Origin of the sequence: Campylobacter sp. 2457A (assembly GCF_020135895.1) — a bacterium.
Lineage (GTDB): Bacteria > Campylobacterota > Campylobacteria > Campylobacterales > Campylobacteraceae > Campylobacter_D > Campylobacter_D taeniopygiae.
In genome coordinates this window covers 75,128-89,632 of record NZ_JACHTO010000003.1, presented here as the reverse complement: position 1 = coordinate 89,632, position 14,505 = coordinate 75,128, and the positions used below count along the sequence as shown (strand labels likewise).

General features: G+C 27.5%; 16 protein-coding genes. All 16 read right to left on the bottom strand.

From position 1 onward, the window contains the following. Positions 1-431, bottom strand: a 431-nt coding sequence (locus H2280_RS01980) for an ankyrin repeat domain-containing protein (RefSeq protein WP_337215510.1), incomplete at its 3' end; no start/stop codon positions are given. Positions 432-472: 41 nt separating this feature from the next. Further along, positions 473-682, bottom strand: coding sequence for a hypothetical protein (locus H2280_RS01975; protein WP_337215509.1), 210 nt, complete (start codon positions 680-682; stop codon positions 473-475). 37 nt (positions 683-719) lie between these two features. After that, complete coding sequence (locus H2280_RS01970) at positions 720-1,223, bottom strand: hypothetical protein (protein ID WP_337215508.1); 504 nt, start codon at positions 1,221-1,223, stop codon at positions 720-722. Between the two features lie 294 nt (positions 1,224-1,517). Further along, positions 1,518-3,611, bottom strand: coding sequence for a hypothetical protein (locus tag H2280_RS01965; RefSeq protein WP_337215507.1), 2,094 nt, complete (start codon positions 3,609-3,611; stop codon positions 1,518-1,520). 38 nt (positions 3,612-3,649) lie between these two features. Continuing rightward, positions 3,650-4,177 (bottom strand): hypothetical protein, encoded by a 528-nt coding sequence (locus H2280_RS01960; protein ID WP_337215506.1) that lies wholly within the window; start codon positions 4,175-4,177, stop codon positions 3,650-3,652. After that, on the bottom strand, positions 4,159-4,413 hold the full coding sequence (locus H2280_RS01955) for a hypothetical protein (RefSeq protein WP_337215505.1): 255 nt from the start codon (positions 4,411-4,413) through the stop codon (positions 4,159-4,161). The genes H2280_RS01960 and H2280_RS01955 overlap by 19 nt, the downstream gene beginning before the upstream one ends. A 238-nt stretch (positions 4,414-4,651) precedes the next feature. Then, the gene (locus H2280_RS01950) at positions 4,652-7,417 is read right to left on the bottom strand and encodes a RecB-like helicase (protein WP_337215504.1); all 2,766 of its coding nucleotides are present in this window, start codon (positions 7,415-7,417) and stop codon (positions 4,652-4,654) included. Further along, on the bottom strand, positions 7,414-9,777 hold the full coding sequence (locus H2280_RS01945) for a PD-(D/E)XK nuclease family protein (RefSeq protein ID WP_337215503.1): 2,364 nt from the start codon (positions 9,775-9,777) through the stop codon (positions 7,414-7,416). Before H2280_RS01945 ends, H2280_RS01950 begins: the two co-directional genes overlap by 4 nt. After that, the gene (locus tag H2280_RS01940) at positions 9,774-10,295 is read right to left on the bottom strand and encodes a FixH family protein (protein WP_137623041.1); all 522 of its coding nucleotides are present in this window, start codon (positions 10,293-10,295) and stop codon (positions 9,774-9,776) included. The genes H2280_RS01945 and H2280_RS01940 overlap by 4 nt, the downstream gene beginning before the upstream one ends. Next, positions 10,288-10,878, bottom strand: a complete 591-nt coding sequence (locus H2280_RS01935) for a hypothetical protein (RefSeq protein WP_137623042.1) — start codon at positions 10,876-10,878, stop codon at positions 10,288-10,290. Before H2280_RS01935 ends, H2280_RS01940 begins: the two co-directional genes overlap by 8 nt. Beyond that, a complete protein-coding gene (locus tag H2280_RS01930) occupies positions 10,875-10,976 on the bottom strand; it encodes a hypothetical protein (RefSeq protein WP_137623043.1) in 102 nt (33 codons plus the stop codon). The genes H2280_RS01935 and H2280_RS01930 overlap by 4 nt, the downstream gene beginning before the upstream one ends. After that, positions 10,973-11,194 carry a DUF4006 family protein gene (locus H2280_RS01925; protein ID WP_137623044.1) on the bottom strand — a complete coding sequence of 74 codons (222 nt, stop codon included), beginning with the start codon at positions 11,192-11,194 and terminating at the stop codon, positions 10,973-10,975. The genes H2280_RS01930 and H2280_RS01925 overlap by 4 nt, the downstream gene beginning before the upstream one ends. Continuing rightward, complete coding sequence (ccoP, locus tag H2280_RS01920) at positions 11,191-12,057, bottom strand: cytochrome-c oxidase, cbb3-type subunit III (protein ID WP_137623045.1); 867 nt, start codon at positions 12,055-12,057, stop codon at positions 11,191-11,193. Before ccoP ends, H2280_RS01925 begins: the two co-directional genes overlap by 4 nt. Then, positions 12,057-12,320, bottom strand: coding sequence for a cytochrome c oxidase, cbb3-type, CcoQ subunit (locus tag H2280_RS01915; RefSeq protein ID WP_137623046.1), 264 nt, complete (start codon positions 12,318-12,320; stop codon positions 12,057-12,059). The genes ccoP and H2280_RS01915 overlap by 1 nt, the downstream gene beginning before the upstream one ends. Positions 12,321-12,324: 4 nt before the next feature. Next, positions 12,325-12,990, bottom strand: coding sequence for a cytochrome-c oxidase, cbb3-type subunit II (gene ccoO / locus H2280_RS01910; protein ID WP_137623047.1), 666 nt, complete (start codon positions 12,988-12,990; stop codon positions 12,325-12,327). Between the two features lie 12 nt (positions 12,991-13,002). Continuing rightward, positions 13,003-14,469 (bottom strand): cytochrome-c oxidase, cbb3-type subunit I, encoded by a 1,467-nt coding sequence (gene ccoN, locus H2280_RS01905; RefSeq protein ID WP_337215502.1) that lies wholly within the window; start codon positions 14,467-14,469, stop codon positions 13,003-13,005. Positions 14,470-14,505 lie beyond the last annotated feature (36 nt).

The following is a 14,505-nucleotide window of genomic DNA, read 5'->3' as shown; positions in this document are numbered from 1 at the left end:
TTAATTTTATCATCTTTAGTTTTATTGATAGTGCAATTAGCAGCATTGACATCAGCTCCATATTTGATCAAAATTTCCAAACAAGTTCCAATAGGTTTTTTATCAGATGTTGCAGCTATATGTAAAAGGGTTTTTCCTGCATCGATATAACTATGTTCATGTTCTGTTTTAATATTTCTCATATTTACATCAGCACCAAATTGTAAAGCCACTTCTAAAGAATTTACAGACTCAGAATCACCAAGCAATATCCAAGAATGCAAAGGGGTGGCACCTCGTTCATCATAAACTTCAAATTTACATCCTTTTTTAAAAAAATAATTAATCATTTTTTTATTTTTTCCACCCACTCCAATATAACTAGTAAGGGCATTTTTTCCTAAACACTCATCATCAGCTTTAAGTCCTAAACTCTCAAAATACTCCATCATTTCAAAACTTTGACTCTTATCATAAGCAATCCCTGCCCAAGCTAAAGTAGAACTAGGGCTAAAAAAGGTATAGGATGATCACACCAATATATCTTACAACATTTCTCTAAAAATACTTCAGGCATGGGATAATCTTTTAAAAACTCTTTAACTTCTTTAAGTTTATTATCTTTAATAAGATCAAAAAACTCCCAACCTATCTCCGTTACCGTTTTTTCATCCATAGCTTGAATTTCTTCTAAAGTTTTCATTTGTTTTTCCTTATGTTGCATTTTAAAATGTTACTTTCTATTTCTTAAAAAAAGATGTAACTTTATCCAAAAATGATAATTGCTTGTTTTCTTGTAATGTAAATACATTATTAATCCAAACAACATCGCAATCTTGATGTGTGCTACTCAAAGACACTTCAAATTCTTTATAATTTTCATCATAAAAAAATTGTTTAAAAACATTATTTTGCTCTATAAATTCGAAAATCTTTTTATTTCTTATTTCATAATCTTGATAACTAAGCTCCAAATCTTCCAATTCCTTCACTTCTTCCAAGCCTGCAAATTTTACAAATTCGCCTTCGTTATCGATGCTAGAATAAGATTGAGATTTAAATTTAGATTCGCTAGTTTTACGAAATTTGACAACCATATTCAAATTACCCGCTATATATTCATCTTCAAAGAAAGTTCTAAATACTTTCTCAAAACAAAAGCAAATATTACCTCTTTTCGATTCATCTTTAATATCTATCTCAAATTCTGCATATTCCTTATCTTCTTCTTTTAAAAATTGCATAGGAGTTAAACAAATTTTCTTAAATTCTTCATAAAATTTTAAAGCATTTATCCAAAAGGTTTTAAATTATCATACAAATTTTTAGCCAATTTTGCACTTTCTAAAGAAATAAAATTTTCAGATTCAAATTCATCATCTTTATTAATCTTTAATTTTCTATTTGAAGCTCTTCTTGTATATAAGACGTTTTTAAACCGCAAAATACATAAGGTCTGGCAGAATAAAATTTAAATTCCTGTGTACAAAATGGAAAATATTTTCTTATGACTTTATCGATATATTTAAAATCATATTCTAAACTAGAATTAGTATATATCTTTTTATCTTTGCAAAGCATAATATAAAGCACATCATCCTTTTCATGAACAAAAAGACTACTGCAAAAATTTGTATAAAAATCAATATAAGATAGAATTTTTCATCAAAATAACATTTAAATTCATCATATTCATATTTTTCGCTTAGCTCTCTACCCATATAACCAACAACGATTTTTTTCAAATCACTTCTTAAATATTTTGAAAAATAATCCTCGCAAAAAGAAAAAATATGACCTATATATCTGTCGATTTCTATAAATTCATCTTTATGTTTTAGAGTATAACGACCCTGATAAAAACAAGAATTTAAAGCCATTGCCCCATCTATTTCAACATATAAATTGGCCATAAATGGAAGGGCATTTTTATTAAATTTTTTCTCTTTTATAAATTTCAATATTCCAATTTCTTCAACACTAGCACCAATCAATAAAGCTGTTTTTAAATTTTTGTTTTGCTCATTTTCTATAACAAAAACTTGTAGCTCTGTGTCTGTATTTTTGAGACAAAAATTAAAATTTATCTTAAATCTTAATATTCTAAAAACTTTACTTAGATAATAAAAAATTTCATTACTATCACGGATAAAAATGATATTAAATATTTCTTCTTTCTTTAAAAATTCATCTAAACTTTGATAAAAATTCGTATTTGCATGAAATTGAGGACTTTTTATTATCTTAACATCTAAAATATTATCAAATTCAGATTCTTGCACCATATTTAAATAATCTAAAATCATAATGAGAGCAAATTCTGCTTCATTTTGTGAAAATCCTTCAAATAATTCTACCGCTTGCTCTTCTATTTCTTGCTCATTACAATCTATTTGAGTATGAGCAAGCAAACGGATCTCTGATTTTGGTTTTCGGTTTTCTTTTTTGCTATTGATAAATCGCATGCTATTGTTATATTTTGTTTCTACTTTGTCATAAATAAAAATTTCATTATTTTCATATTCCCAATTCTTAAAATCATAATTTTGTAAAAATTCTTCTTTTTGTGATGAATTTAAGTCTTTTATTTGAGTTAGAATTTCTAAAATTTGTTCTAACATTACAAAGCGTGGATGGCTTTGTAAAAAATCTTCTAAATCATCTATTTTTCTTAAATCATTTAAACAAATAAGGCCGCCTTTTCTTGTGGTGCATTTTTGTCCTTTATGAACGTGCAAATATTCATTAAAGAATTTAACATTTAATTTATGCAATAAAGCAAAAAGATCCTTTGCTTCTTTTAATTGCTTTAAATGTTTTTCTGTAATAACCACACCACATTTTAATAAAGTTTTAAAAGAATCTTGATTCAATTTAAAGGCAATGCGTTTGTCTTCAACTTCCAATGTGTAATATCTTTCATCTTCTTTTGTTTTGAAAACAGGCATAAAAGTAAGGATATTGATCTTTTTAAAAGTATTTTTACTCACACTTTTTCCCATTACAAATTCAAAAATTTGATCATGGATTAAATTATACATAGTGTCATCATCTAAAATACTATTCGCCAATGAACTCTCGCCGCACAATCTTTCAAATATATCAGAAAAGATTTTATTTATAATCTTTTGGTGGAAACTTTCAATATTTTTACTTTCATCTAAATTCAAAATTTCTCTTATATTTTTTTGTTCTTCAAGACTTAAAGGAATGAATTTAATATCATCGTTTTCATCTTTGGAATCTGGATTTTGATTATCTTCATTGTCTAAATTTATATCTTCATTATCTTTAAGCGGATCTGGATCGCTTTCTTCTTGAAAACGTTCGCTTAAAAAAGTTTCTATTGTATCAAAATTAAATTTCTCTCCAAATTGCTTAACTTGTTCTTTAAAAATATCGATTTTTTGGTTTAATTCTTTTTCGCTTAAATTTAAATCATATACATCATAGGCTATAAGTTTTCTTCCATTTTTATTATCTGTTATAAAAACTTCTATATATTCTTCTTTGTCCCAATCTTCATATAAATCTTCAATATCATCAAGCATTAAAATACGATTTTTACCTCGTGTTACCTGACAGCCTTGCAAAGCCAAATTAACTTTATTTAAAATTTTATAATTAGGCAAAGAGGAGCAAAAATCTTCAATTAATTGATTATTAAATACTAAAGCTTTCTTTTTTTATTGTATTTCTCACAAAGCTCACTTTGTAAGAAATAATAAATATGTGATACTGTTACAATCCTTTCTGCATCTTCAAAATCTATATTTGCATCAGCTTTTAAAAGATCAAAAAAATACTCTTTAATGTTTTTTGTAATAAAATTTTTAGATTTTATGAAATTTGTTTCAATGTTTAATTCTTGCATTAAAGGTTTTACTTTAAACACCGTCAAATTAGCATCATCTATTTTGCAAATATCAAGATGCTTTAAAACATCCTCTTGCAAAGCTTCATCGATATAGTCTTGCACTCTTTTGAAATCTTTTGAAGAAAGTTTGATAAATTCCTCTTGAGTAAGACTTAAAGCACCTATTAAAGCATTGTGTTTATAATTTTCTAGATAATTTCTTAAAGATTTTTCCTTAGGATCCATGAAATTATCAACATCACTGTAATTTTCATTTTCTTCATTATCTTGTTCATCATGTATTTTATTTTCTTCTTCGAAAATTATTTTGTAATTTTCCAAAGCAAACTCGATTGTACCTTTAGCAAAAAGTGATGACTCTGCAATAATGATATTTTTTTATTTTCATAAAGCCAAGTAATTTCAACGGAATTGATTGTTAGTGTATTTTCTCCTTCTTTATGCACATTAAATACACTTTTTTCACTCATAAGCTCCAAAAAATCTTCAAATAGATTATCCCCTTCTATCTCGAAATAAAGCTTACCATTTTTTTCATGCATAGTATAAAAATCCATATTCATCCTTTTTATATTAAACCATTAAGCCATTGATACAAAGCTTTTTATTTTATCATCTTTTTATAATATTTTGACAAGTTTAAAATTATTTTTCTGTTTATATTTCAATAGTGCTTAACTTATTAAATAATATAGTAAGAAAATGATTGATTTTTAAATAATATTTTTAAACTCTTAGAAAAATGCGGCTTTAGAATACTTTTAATTTTTCAATAAATTTTAAAACATGAATGTTTTATTTTTTAGATAACTCTTTAATTAAGATTTTATCTTTTAAACAATAAACAACAAAAGCTCTTGAATTTTTTTTCAAGATTTCATCCACAGCAAGTTTATATTCACAAATTTGCTCTTTGTATTTATCCTCCATTGCAAGGCTTGTTTTATAATCTATAATTATCGCTTCCTTATCATCTAAAGCAAGCAAATCTAGTCGTTTAATTTCTCCTTGAAAACTCAATGTTTGTTCTTTGAAAAGTTTTTTATTTTTAAGGAGGTTTTGAAATTCTTTGTTATTGAGTAAATTTTTAATTATTACAAACAATGTTTCAAATTCTTCATCATCCAAAAAATACCTAAATTTACTCTTAGTGTTTTGATAAGCTAATTCGATATTTTCTCCATATGGCAGTTTTAAATTTTGCATAAAAAAATGAAAAGCGTTTCCAAAATAAATTTCTTTAGAATCTAATTTTTCATCATGATCAATTTCTTGCAAACCAACCTTTTCAAATTCTTTCAAATCAGGAGGCAAAATTTCCTCTTTTTGCTCATATAAATTTTGAAATTCTAATGTTCCAATTTCTTGCTCATTGATTTCAAGCATTGAATTTAAATAACTAGGATAACTCCCATGCTTAAATTCACTATTTCTTTTAATAACAATCAAAGAATCTCTAGCTCTGGTAAAAGCCACATAAAGCTTATTCATATCGTCTTCATAATCAGCCTTGGTTATATTGTCTATAAAAGCTTGATAATTATACTCTTTAGTTAATTTGCGTATATTATCTCTTAGATGAAGTTGCCAACCTTGATTGATATCATATTCTAGCATGATATTATCGCTATTTGTATTATTTTTTGAAAGACTGTCTATCAAAATAACGTGCTTAAATTCCAAACCTTTGGATTTATGCACAGTCATAATGCTTATCCCCATATTTTGTTCATTAATAATTTTTAAAGGACAAGGTTCAAATAAAAGTTTTAAAAAATCCTCTTTTTCTCTGGCATATTCTATAAATTGGATTAAAGCAATATCACTAAGATCAAGTCTTAAATTTTTAATCAAATAAAGTAAATTTTCTATAGCACTTCTTGCTAAATCAAGATTTAATCTCAAAGGTTCAAATCCTAAAAATTCTTTTAAAAAATGCAAATAAAACTCATCTCCAAAAATACAATATTTTGCATATTCTAAAACAACCTTCACACTAGCTTTATTTTCAAGCAAAATATTGCTTTGTGTAAATGCTTGAATTTTGTGTTCTTGTAAAAATTCTAAAATCATATCTGCATCATTATTTTTCCAACATAAAATACAAATATCATCTAAAGAAATATTTCTATCTTTTAAAAAATAAATTTGTTCTAGCAAAGTTTCAAATACTTTTTCTTTTATTTCTTGAAACTGATCTTTGGCTTTAGTTTCTTTTGTTTCAACAACGCGTACAAAGCCTCCTTTTTTATCCTCCAAAGAAAGCTGTGGCGTATAATCTTTTATTTTATTTTTAAACACTTCATTGACAAAATAAACCAAATTTTCTTTAGAACGATAATTGACTTTAAGTTGATCTTTTTTGATTTGCTTAAAATCAAGCTGTAATAAATCAAAAAGCTCTTTCTTGCCTTTTCTAAAACGATAAATACTTTGTTTTTTATCTCCAACATAAAAAAAAGTTCTATTTTTTTTCACGCCCTCGCCTGAAACTAATTCAGCGATTAAAGGATATAAAATCTTATATTGTATAACGCTTGTATCTTGAAATTCATCGATAAGCAAATGAGAAATATATCCATCCAAGCGAAAATAAATCATATCCTTAAAATCACTTGTGATTAAATCAAAAACTCTTCGACTAATATCACTAAAACTTAAAACATTTTTTTCTTTTTGTATAGAATTTTTTGCCTTACTATAATAATTTAAAAGATTCATTAAATTAGCAATTTTATATTGCTCAAGCTCAATAGCATAACCATTTAAAGCATTGATAAATTCTTCTCTTTTTAATTTAAAATTTGTATCCTCATCGTTTAATTTTTGCAAATATTCCGTTTCATCAAATTTTGACATAAAACTTGTTTTGATAAATTCATTTAAATCCAAAGTTTCATTTTTAAAATTTTGTATTAAATTTGTATATCTTTTAACATGGGTTAAACTTAAACAATACGTTCTTAAATCATTGTAAGCTTTGTTTATTTTTGCTTTTGATGGATTTGGAATTTTTACACAATCTTTATGGTAAGCGTTTTCATAAAATCTTTCTAATTCATTATAAAAATCTTGATTTTCTTCTATATTGACCAAATAATAAGCTAAATCTTTTAATTCTTCTCTATTTAAAAGCCTTAAAAAAACAGCCTTGATATCGAGTTTTTCTTCGCTAATATTAAAATCGCTACTAAGTCCCAAATTTAAAGCAAAAGCTCTAACAATCTTGCTAAAAAAAGCATCAAAGGTGCTGATTTTTAACTCTTGTCTTAAAAATTCTTTTCTTTTAGTATCTCTTAAGGCTATAAGCTCTTTTTTTTCCACATCTAAAAGTCGGCATAATTCTTGAGATTCACTCTGTTTTTCTTCGCTTTCTAAATTTAAAAAAGTATCAATGATTCTTTTTTGCATTTCATTAGCAGCTTTTTTAGTAAAGGTTAAAGCTAAAATTTCATTTATTTTTGCGTTTTTTAAAATAAGAGCTATAAAACGAACACTCAAAGCAAAGGTTTTACCACTACCAGCACTTGCTTCTAAAGCTAAAAAAGGCTCAAAAGTCATTTCACTTCCTTTTTATAAATCAACCTATAAGGGCAATATTCATCTTTTTTGTTTTCAAACTCCATTTCTTTTTTACTTTCATCTAGTAAATTTTTTAAACTTTCCTTCAAATCAATCAAACTTTTAGCTTTTTCTTTTGTAAATTTCATACGTTTTAAATCATAAAAAAAAGCTTGAGCATTCTCATCATAAAGAGCTTGATAAAAAGCCAACTGATAAGAATCTGTAGGAATTTTTCCACTTTTATAATCGATGATAAAATTTTCACCCGCACAATGATCAATTCTATCAATAACTCCTATTAGTTTTATAAATTCTTGTTTAAAATTTAAAACTTTAGAAATAGACAATTCTAGTTTATCAACCTTATATCCTTCATCAAAATGCTTTTGTTCATTTTTGTAAAAATTTTCAAATCGTATTTTTAAAATTTCTAGTTCCAAATCGCCGATACCATATTTTGAACTTTCCCTTTGTAATAATTTATTAAAAATACTACAATCAAAATAATTTTTTGAATTTTCTTTATAGTAAATTTCTAAAATCTTATGGATAAAATTACCCTCATTTTTAAAATTGCTTTCATAACTTAAGGCTCTAGCTTCCTTTAAATTTAAAATATAACGATAATAATAAGTTCTTTTTTGATTTAGGAGTAAGTTAAAGCGAGTAAAAGATAAAGGTTTTTCAAATGGATCGTGCTTTAAAATAGGAGCTTTAATAGGCTCTAAATTTAATCTTGCACTCTGATAATCAAGCTTTAATGCATCTAAATAAGTTTTAGAATTTGGTTTTTCATAAAAATATTTTATATCAAGATCATCTAAAAAACGTGATTTTCTCTGCTCTTCATTTTCAACATAAGAAATGCTTACTTTTTTAGCGTTTTTGATTAAATTTTCATAATAAAATCTTTGCAAATTCTCTCTTCGTTCATAGCTGATTAACCCTGCTTTTTTGCGAATTTCATTATTTAAAAAAAGTTCATTAATACTTCTTTTAGGAATCACATCTTCATTAAAATCAACAATTACAACTCCATCAAAATGAAGTCCTCTGCTTTCTAAAAGCCCCGTAACGGTAATTTTTCCGCCGCCAACATAACTTAAATTTAAATTTGAAATGTGTATAAAAAAAAGCTGGAGTAATTCTTTAAATTTCAAAGACTGATTTTTTAACAAATCCTTGATAAAATACAATTCTTTTTGGATAATGCTGGCAAGTTCTTGTTTTTCATTTTTTAAAAATTGAATTATTAAATTTTCAAACTGCTCAAAATTAAATTGTTGATCAAATTGACTCTTAAAATTTTCAAAATCAAGATTTAAATAATGCAAAAAAGTATTATGATAATCAAAAATTGTATCTTCATTTAAAAAATAATCTTCTTGCTTTTGATAATAAAATGATTCAGAATTTGCAGAATCATAAAGTATTTTTAGTTTTTGATAAAATAAACTCTCTTTGATATTAATACCACTAGCGAAATTAAACATATTGTTTTTATCAAACAATCTTAAAAGATCACAAAAACTTTCATCTGGTGTTATAATAACTATATTTTCAGGCTTTAATCCTTCCCTTAAAAAATGAGAAACTTCATCCATTGCAAAGGCACATTGCAAACTTCTAATTTCAAAGGATTTGACTTTAACTTGTGAGTTCTGAGTATAAATTTTCTCTTTTTTAAGAATTTTTCCTTCATTTAAACTTACTTCATAATAAAATTCTATTTCAAGATCTATTTCTTTTAAAAAATCAAATTTGGAAAAATACTCATAATTAAACCGACTTACCTTAAAACATAAAATCACTTCTTTATAGTCGGCAATTTGCAAAAACAAATCTTCTTCAAATTTACTTAAAAAACCCTCTAAATTATAAATAATAACATCATATTCATCTATAAAATCAAAATTAATCGAATAATCTTTCACCAAAGATAAATCATCATGAAGATGATTCTTTTTAAGCAAGGCAAGATAATGATCAAATACTTCTTTTAAAATTTCTAAATGTTCATTATAACTTGCATAATAATCATTATTTTTAAGATCATCAATACTTTTTTTCTCTAAGCTTAATTCTTTGAAAAAAGAGAATAAATATTCATTATTTTTTAAAAAAGTAAAAAAATCAGCACTAATTCCTAATTCTTTCTCTAAATTTTTACTTTTTAAGCACGCTTCTTGCATCAAAAGCAAACTCTCATAAGAACTTGCCTTATGAGAATTAGCTAAACATACTCTCTCTAGAAAATCTTGTATGCTTATAGCATTATCAAGCAAAGCATTTAAAGCTTTGCTTTGATCGTAATATTCTTTGATCTTCCTTGTAGAACCAAATATTCTAAGCTTCATTTAGCGTATAATTCATAGCTAAAAAAGCCTATTGTTTGAGGATTTGCAATCAGCTTAAATTTTAATTGCCATCTACCTTCTTCGATTTTAGAAGGAAAGGTGATGCTTAAAATTCCTTGTTTTATTTGTCCTTGTAATTTTTGATCATCTTTTTTTGTATGAGGTCTAGTAAGTAAAATTTCATACTTTAAATTTTGAATATCTGCTTTTCCTAAAGATTCTATTTTGAAATTAGCTACATAAGAATTAGAATCAATATTATAAACAGGAATTTTCCTAGCACCTAGCAATTGTAAATTTTTATTTTCAAAATCAACCTTAAAAAGTTTATTAAAATTTTCTTGCTGCTTTTGAATTTCATTATAGTTATTTTCTACATTTTGATAAGAATCAAAATAAAAATCATCTTCATATACAGGATAATCGCTTGAAATGACAACGGTTGCAACAGAAGCCCCTATAATCAATAAAAAAGCAATCAATAAACCATAAGGCCAAAAAGTTTTTTTCTTATCCATTTCTTTTCCTCTTCATTCTTCTTTGTGTATAGTAAAGTAATGCAAAACAAACAAAACCGTAGATTAAAATTCTTAAAATATTTATTGTATCACGATTTGTATTACCTATAGAAGAATTTAATGTAATCCCTCTAGCTTGGGTTATGCGATCGACTATATCAGCATAGCCATTTAAAATAGCAGCATTATAAATATCGCCTTTTTGTGTTGCTAAAATTGGCAAAATCGAACCTGTTCCTGGATAAGGACTTAATATAGCTTCTTTATCAATCAAATTAAGAACACCCTTAGAACCAACTATATCAACTCTATGCGATTTTTTAGATAAAATGAGAAGAATGTAAGACTTTGGCAGTGTTTTTTGCATATTAAACAAAGTTTCAAAATCCATATTATCGCCTATAGCTACTCCTGCAAAAATTTGACTCTTTTCTTCAAGTTCTTTGCCTATTAAATTAATTTCTTGAACAACTTTTGGACTCAATACGCCTTCATTAAAAACCACATAATCAAGAGCAAAAACCCTCAAAGGAAAAAATAAAAAGATAGCTAAAAATAAGCTATCTCGTAATATTTTTTTCATCCTATGTGCAAGTGATTAGCAGTTAATACCGACCAAGCAGTAATTACCGCAGTAGTGATAAGTCCAATAACAATTAAATACTCTAATGCTTTACTCATTGTGCATCCTTTATAATTCTATGATCTTGCTCTTTTGAACCTAACATTTTTACACTTTGAATATCTTTAAGACTATAAGGTTTTTGCATCACTTCTCGTTGAGCTTTAATTCCAAAAATAGTTAGCACTACTAAAATAGCAATCAATAACACAGTTGCAATAAGCATTCCTGTAATACCTGAAAAAGAAAATACGCATCTATTTGTGTTTTCCATTATTTACCCCTTGAAAGAGAAATTACATACTCGCCAACAGCTTCTTTTTGCACGTTATTTAAAGTAGAAAATGCTGGCATAGTTCCTATAAAACCTTTTTTACCTCTATTTAAAACATCGACTACAAATTCTGCTGAACCATATTTTGTAAGATCAGGAAACATTCCACCCTCTCCTCCTTTTCCATCAGCTCCATGACAAGCAGCACAAGTTTCATAAACTTCTTTTCCTCTAGCTACTAACTTTTCATTTTTAGTTTTTTTAATCGCTGAGATTTCTTGTGCAACATAAGCAGCAACTGCTGGAATGTCTTCTTTTGCTATGCCTAAAACAGATGCATCTGGCATTTCTCCGCCTTCATAATTCATCCCTTTAGAACCATGTACAATTGTATTAATAATTCCTTCTTCGCTACCCCAAATATTTAAATTTTGAGCTTTACCATTGATTCCATCAGCAGTAATGCCATGACAAGCAGAACATTGAACTAAAAAAATATTTTCGCCCATATCTTTTTTATCATCAGCAGATAAATTTTTAAATTTTTTCTCAAATTTAGAATTATAGGCTTGCACTTCTTCATTGTATTGACCTATACTTGAAAAAGATTTCAAAGGATATCCCCACAAGAAATACCAAATTGCCCAAACAATAGTAAGACAAAAGACAATAGCCCAGCCTAAAGGAATAGGATTTTTATACTCTCCTATTCCATCCCATTCATGTTCACTAAGCTCAGCTTCACCTTTTTTTTCTTTCATTTTTCTAAACATTCTGCTTACAATTATAAGCGTGATTAGAACAATAAGAACAGCTCCAATCAAAGACAATAAATTAGTATTATCTTTTAAATTTAACCATTGCATCAAGCACTCCTTTTATTTTCTAAAACACTATCATTGATACTATCATCTAAAACAAGGTTTGCATATTTTTCATAATTTCTTTCGCCATTTTTCTCCGCTCTATAAAGATGATACAAATATGAATACAAAACCAATGACAAAAAAACAACAAGCAGGAAAAATCCATAAGCTTGGAAAATTCTCCACTCGTGTTGATTAATTTCACTCAAATTAAGAGTAGTTAATTTTTTAATTACATCTAATAAAATTAATAAATGTTCCATCATTTTACTTTAAACTATTTAAATAAGCGATCAAAGCAACAATTTCTTTAATTTCGCCTTTGGCAAAAGCTTTTTTCACTTCTTCATTTTTCATCTCATCAACTATAGTTTGCGCTTCCGCTTTTACTTCTTCTTGAGCATCTTTCCAAGAACCAAGTTTTACGCCACCTGGTACATCATAAGGCACATTGAAAACTTTTTTTACAGTTAAAGCTTCAGCATAAGCTGTTTCTATATCAGCATCATTTTTAAACATATGCTTATAAGCTGGCATAATAGAATGTGGAACTACCGAGGTAGGCTCCCACATATGATTTTCATGCCAATCAGTTGTTCTGTAACTTCCTACACGCATTAAATCAGGACCTGTTCTTTTTGAACCCCATAAAAATGGTCTATCATAAGCAAATTCGCCACTAACTGAATACATTCCATAACGATCAGTTTCAGATTTAAATGGACGTATAAGCTGAGAATGGCAAGCATTGCAACTTTCTTTTATATAAATTTGACGCCCTGCAAGCTGTAAAACAGTATAAGGTTTTTTTCCTTCAATAGGTCTTGCATTTTCAGTAAAATTAGGCAAAACTTCAACAATACCAGCATAAGCAATTACAACAAAAACAGCCACAGCAAAAAAGAATGGATTTTTTTCTAACCAACTAAACATTTTTCCTCCTTTTTACACTGCCATAGGTGAAGCACTTTTTGGCTCTTTATCTAGCACTCTTCCGCAAGCAATTGTTTTATAAATATTGTAAGTAAATATAAAGAAACCAATAAGGTACAATAAACCACCAATAGCTCTAATCCAATAATAAGGTATTATAGCCACAACTGTATCGATAAATGAATAAAGAAGATTACCGTATTTATCAACTGCACGCCACATCATACCTTGTGTGATACCTGCAATCCACATTGAACTGAAATAAAGCACTACGCCTGTAGTTTGGATCCAAAATTGAATTTCCATTAAAGATTTGCTATAAAGTTCTCTTTTAAACAATCTAGGTGTCATATGATAAAGTGCGGCCATAGTCATAAAGCCTACCCAACCTAAAGTTCCATCATGAACATGTCCTGGAATCCAATCAGTAAAATGTGCTAAAGCATTAACAGATTTTATAGAAAGAATAGGTCCTTCTAATGTCGAGAACATATAAAAAGTCGATGCTAAAATCATAAATTTAATCAATGGACTTTCTCTAAGCTGACTCCACTCACCTTTCATTGTAAGCATAATATTGATCGCTGATCCCCAAGAAGGTAAAATAAGTACTATTGAAAATACAGAACCCATAGTTTGCATCCAATCAGGAACGGTTGAATAAATCAAATGGTGTCCACCTGCCCAAAGATATACAAACATCAAGCCCCAAAACGCAAATAAAGAAAGTTTATAAGAAAAAATTGGCTGACCACTTTCTTTTGGCAAAAAGTAATAAATTTGAGCAATAATACCAACAGTGAAAACAAAAGCAACCGCATTGTGTCCATACCACCATTGAACTAAAGCATCATTAGTTCCTGCATACATTGATACACTATGCCACCATTTTCCCATACCGGCAACAAAATAAGTTGGAACTTCCATATTGTTGAAAAGATAAAGCATAGCAATACCTAAAAAAGTTGCTATATAATACCAAAGAGAGATATAAAGAGTTTTTTCACGTCTGATTCCAATAAGACCAAAAATACTCATACCCCACAATACCCAAACAATAACAACCAAAATATCTAAAGGCCATTCAAGCTCTGCATATTCTTTAGAAGTTGTAATTCCTAAAAATAAAGAAATAACAGCAACAATCATCGTAAGCATATAAAGCCAAAAATGAAGCTTTCCTACCGCCATTAAAAATTTTGATTCAGCCATACTTACCTTAAGAACACGTTGTCCTATATAATACCAAGTGGCCCAAATTCCAGAAAGCATAAAACCAAAAATAACCCCTGAGGTGTGAAGAGGTCTTAATCTTGAAAAGGTTGCATACTCTCCTGCCAAATAATTCAAATCAGGATATGCCATTTGAAAAGCTATCAAAGTTCCTATGGCCATACCAATAATACCAAACAATACAGTTGCAAACATAAAACATTTAGCAACTGTATAGTCGTAACTTAATGCATTACCTGGATGCATAGTTTTTTCTCCTTAAAATTTTATTCATTGATAACA

What these genes read in the sequence shown, in the direction of transcription:
- H2280_RS01940 (WP_137623041.1), bottom strand. Translation starts at nt 10,295, where the DNA reads ATGGATAAGAAAAAAACTTTTTGGCCTTATGGTTTATTGATTGCTTTT.
- H2280_RS01945 (WP_337215503.1), bottom strand. Translation starts at nt 9,777, where the DNA reads ATGAAGCTTAGAATATTTGGTTCTACAAGGAAGATCAAAGAATATTAC.
- H2280_RS01935 (WP_137623042.1), bottom strand. Translation starts at nt 10,878, where the DNA reads ATGAAAAAAATATTACGAGATAGCTTATTTTTAGCTATCTTTTTATTT.
- H2280_RS01970 (WP_337215508.1), bottom strand. Translation starts at nt 1,223, where the DNA reads ATGCAATTTTTAAAAGAAGAAGATAAGGAATATGCAGAATTTGAGATA.
- ccoO (WP_137623047.1), bottom strand. Translation starts at nt 12,990, where the DNA reads ATGTTTAGTTGGTTAGAAAAAAATCCATTCTTTTTTGCTGTGGCTGTT.
- H2280_RS01930 (WP_137623043.1), bottom strand. Translation starts at nt 10,976, where the DNA reads ATGAGTAAAGCATTAGAGTATTTAATTGTTATTGGACTTATCACTACT.
- H2280_RS01950 (WP_337215504.1), bottom strand. Translation starts at nt 7,417, where the DNA reads ATGACTTTTGAGCCTTTTTTAGCTTTAGAAGCAAGTGCTGGTAGTGGT.
- H2280_RS01955 (WP_337215505.1), bottom strand. Translation starts at nt 4,413, where the DNA reads ATGGATTTTTATACTATGCATGAAAAAAATGGTAAGCTTTATTTCGAG.
- H2280_RS01975 (WP_337215509.1), bottom strand. Translation starts at nt 682, where the DNA reads ATGAAAACTTTAGAAGAAATTCAAGCTATGGATGAAAAAACGGTAACG.
- ccoP (WP_137623045.1), bottom strand. Translation starts at nt 12,057, where the DNA reads ATGCAATGGTTAAATTTAAAAGATAATACTAATTTATTGTCTTTGATT.
- ccoN (WP_337215502.1), bottom strand. Translation starts at nt 14,469, where the DNA reads ATGCATCCAGGTAATGCATTAAGTTACGACTATACAGTTGCTAAATGT.
- H2280_RS01915 (WP_137623046.1), bottom strand. Translation starts at nt 12,320, where the DNA reads ATGGAACATTTATTAATTTTATTAGATGTAATTAAAAAATTAACTACT.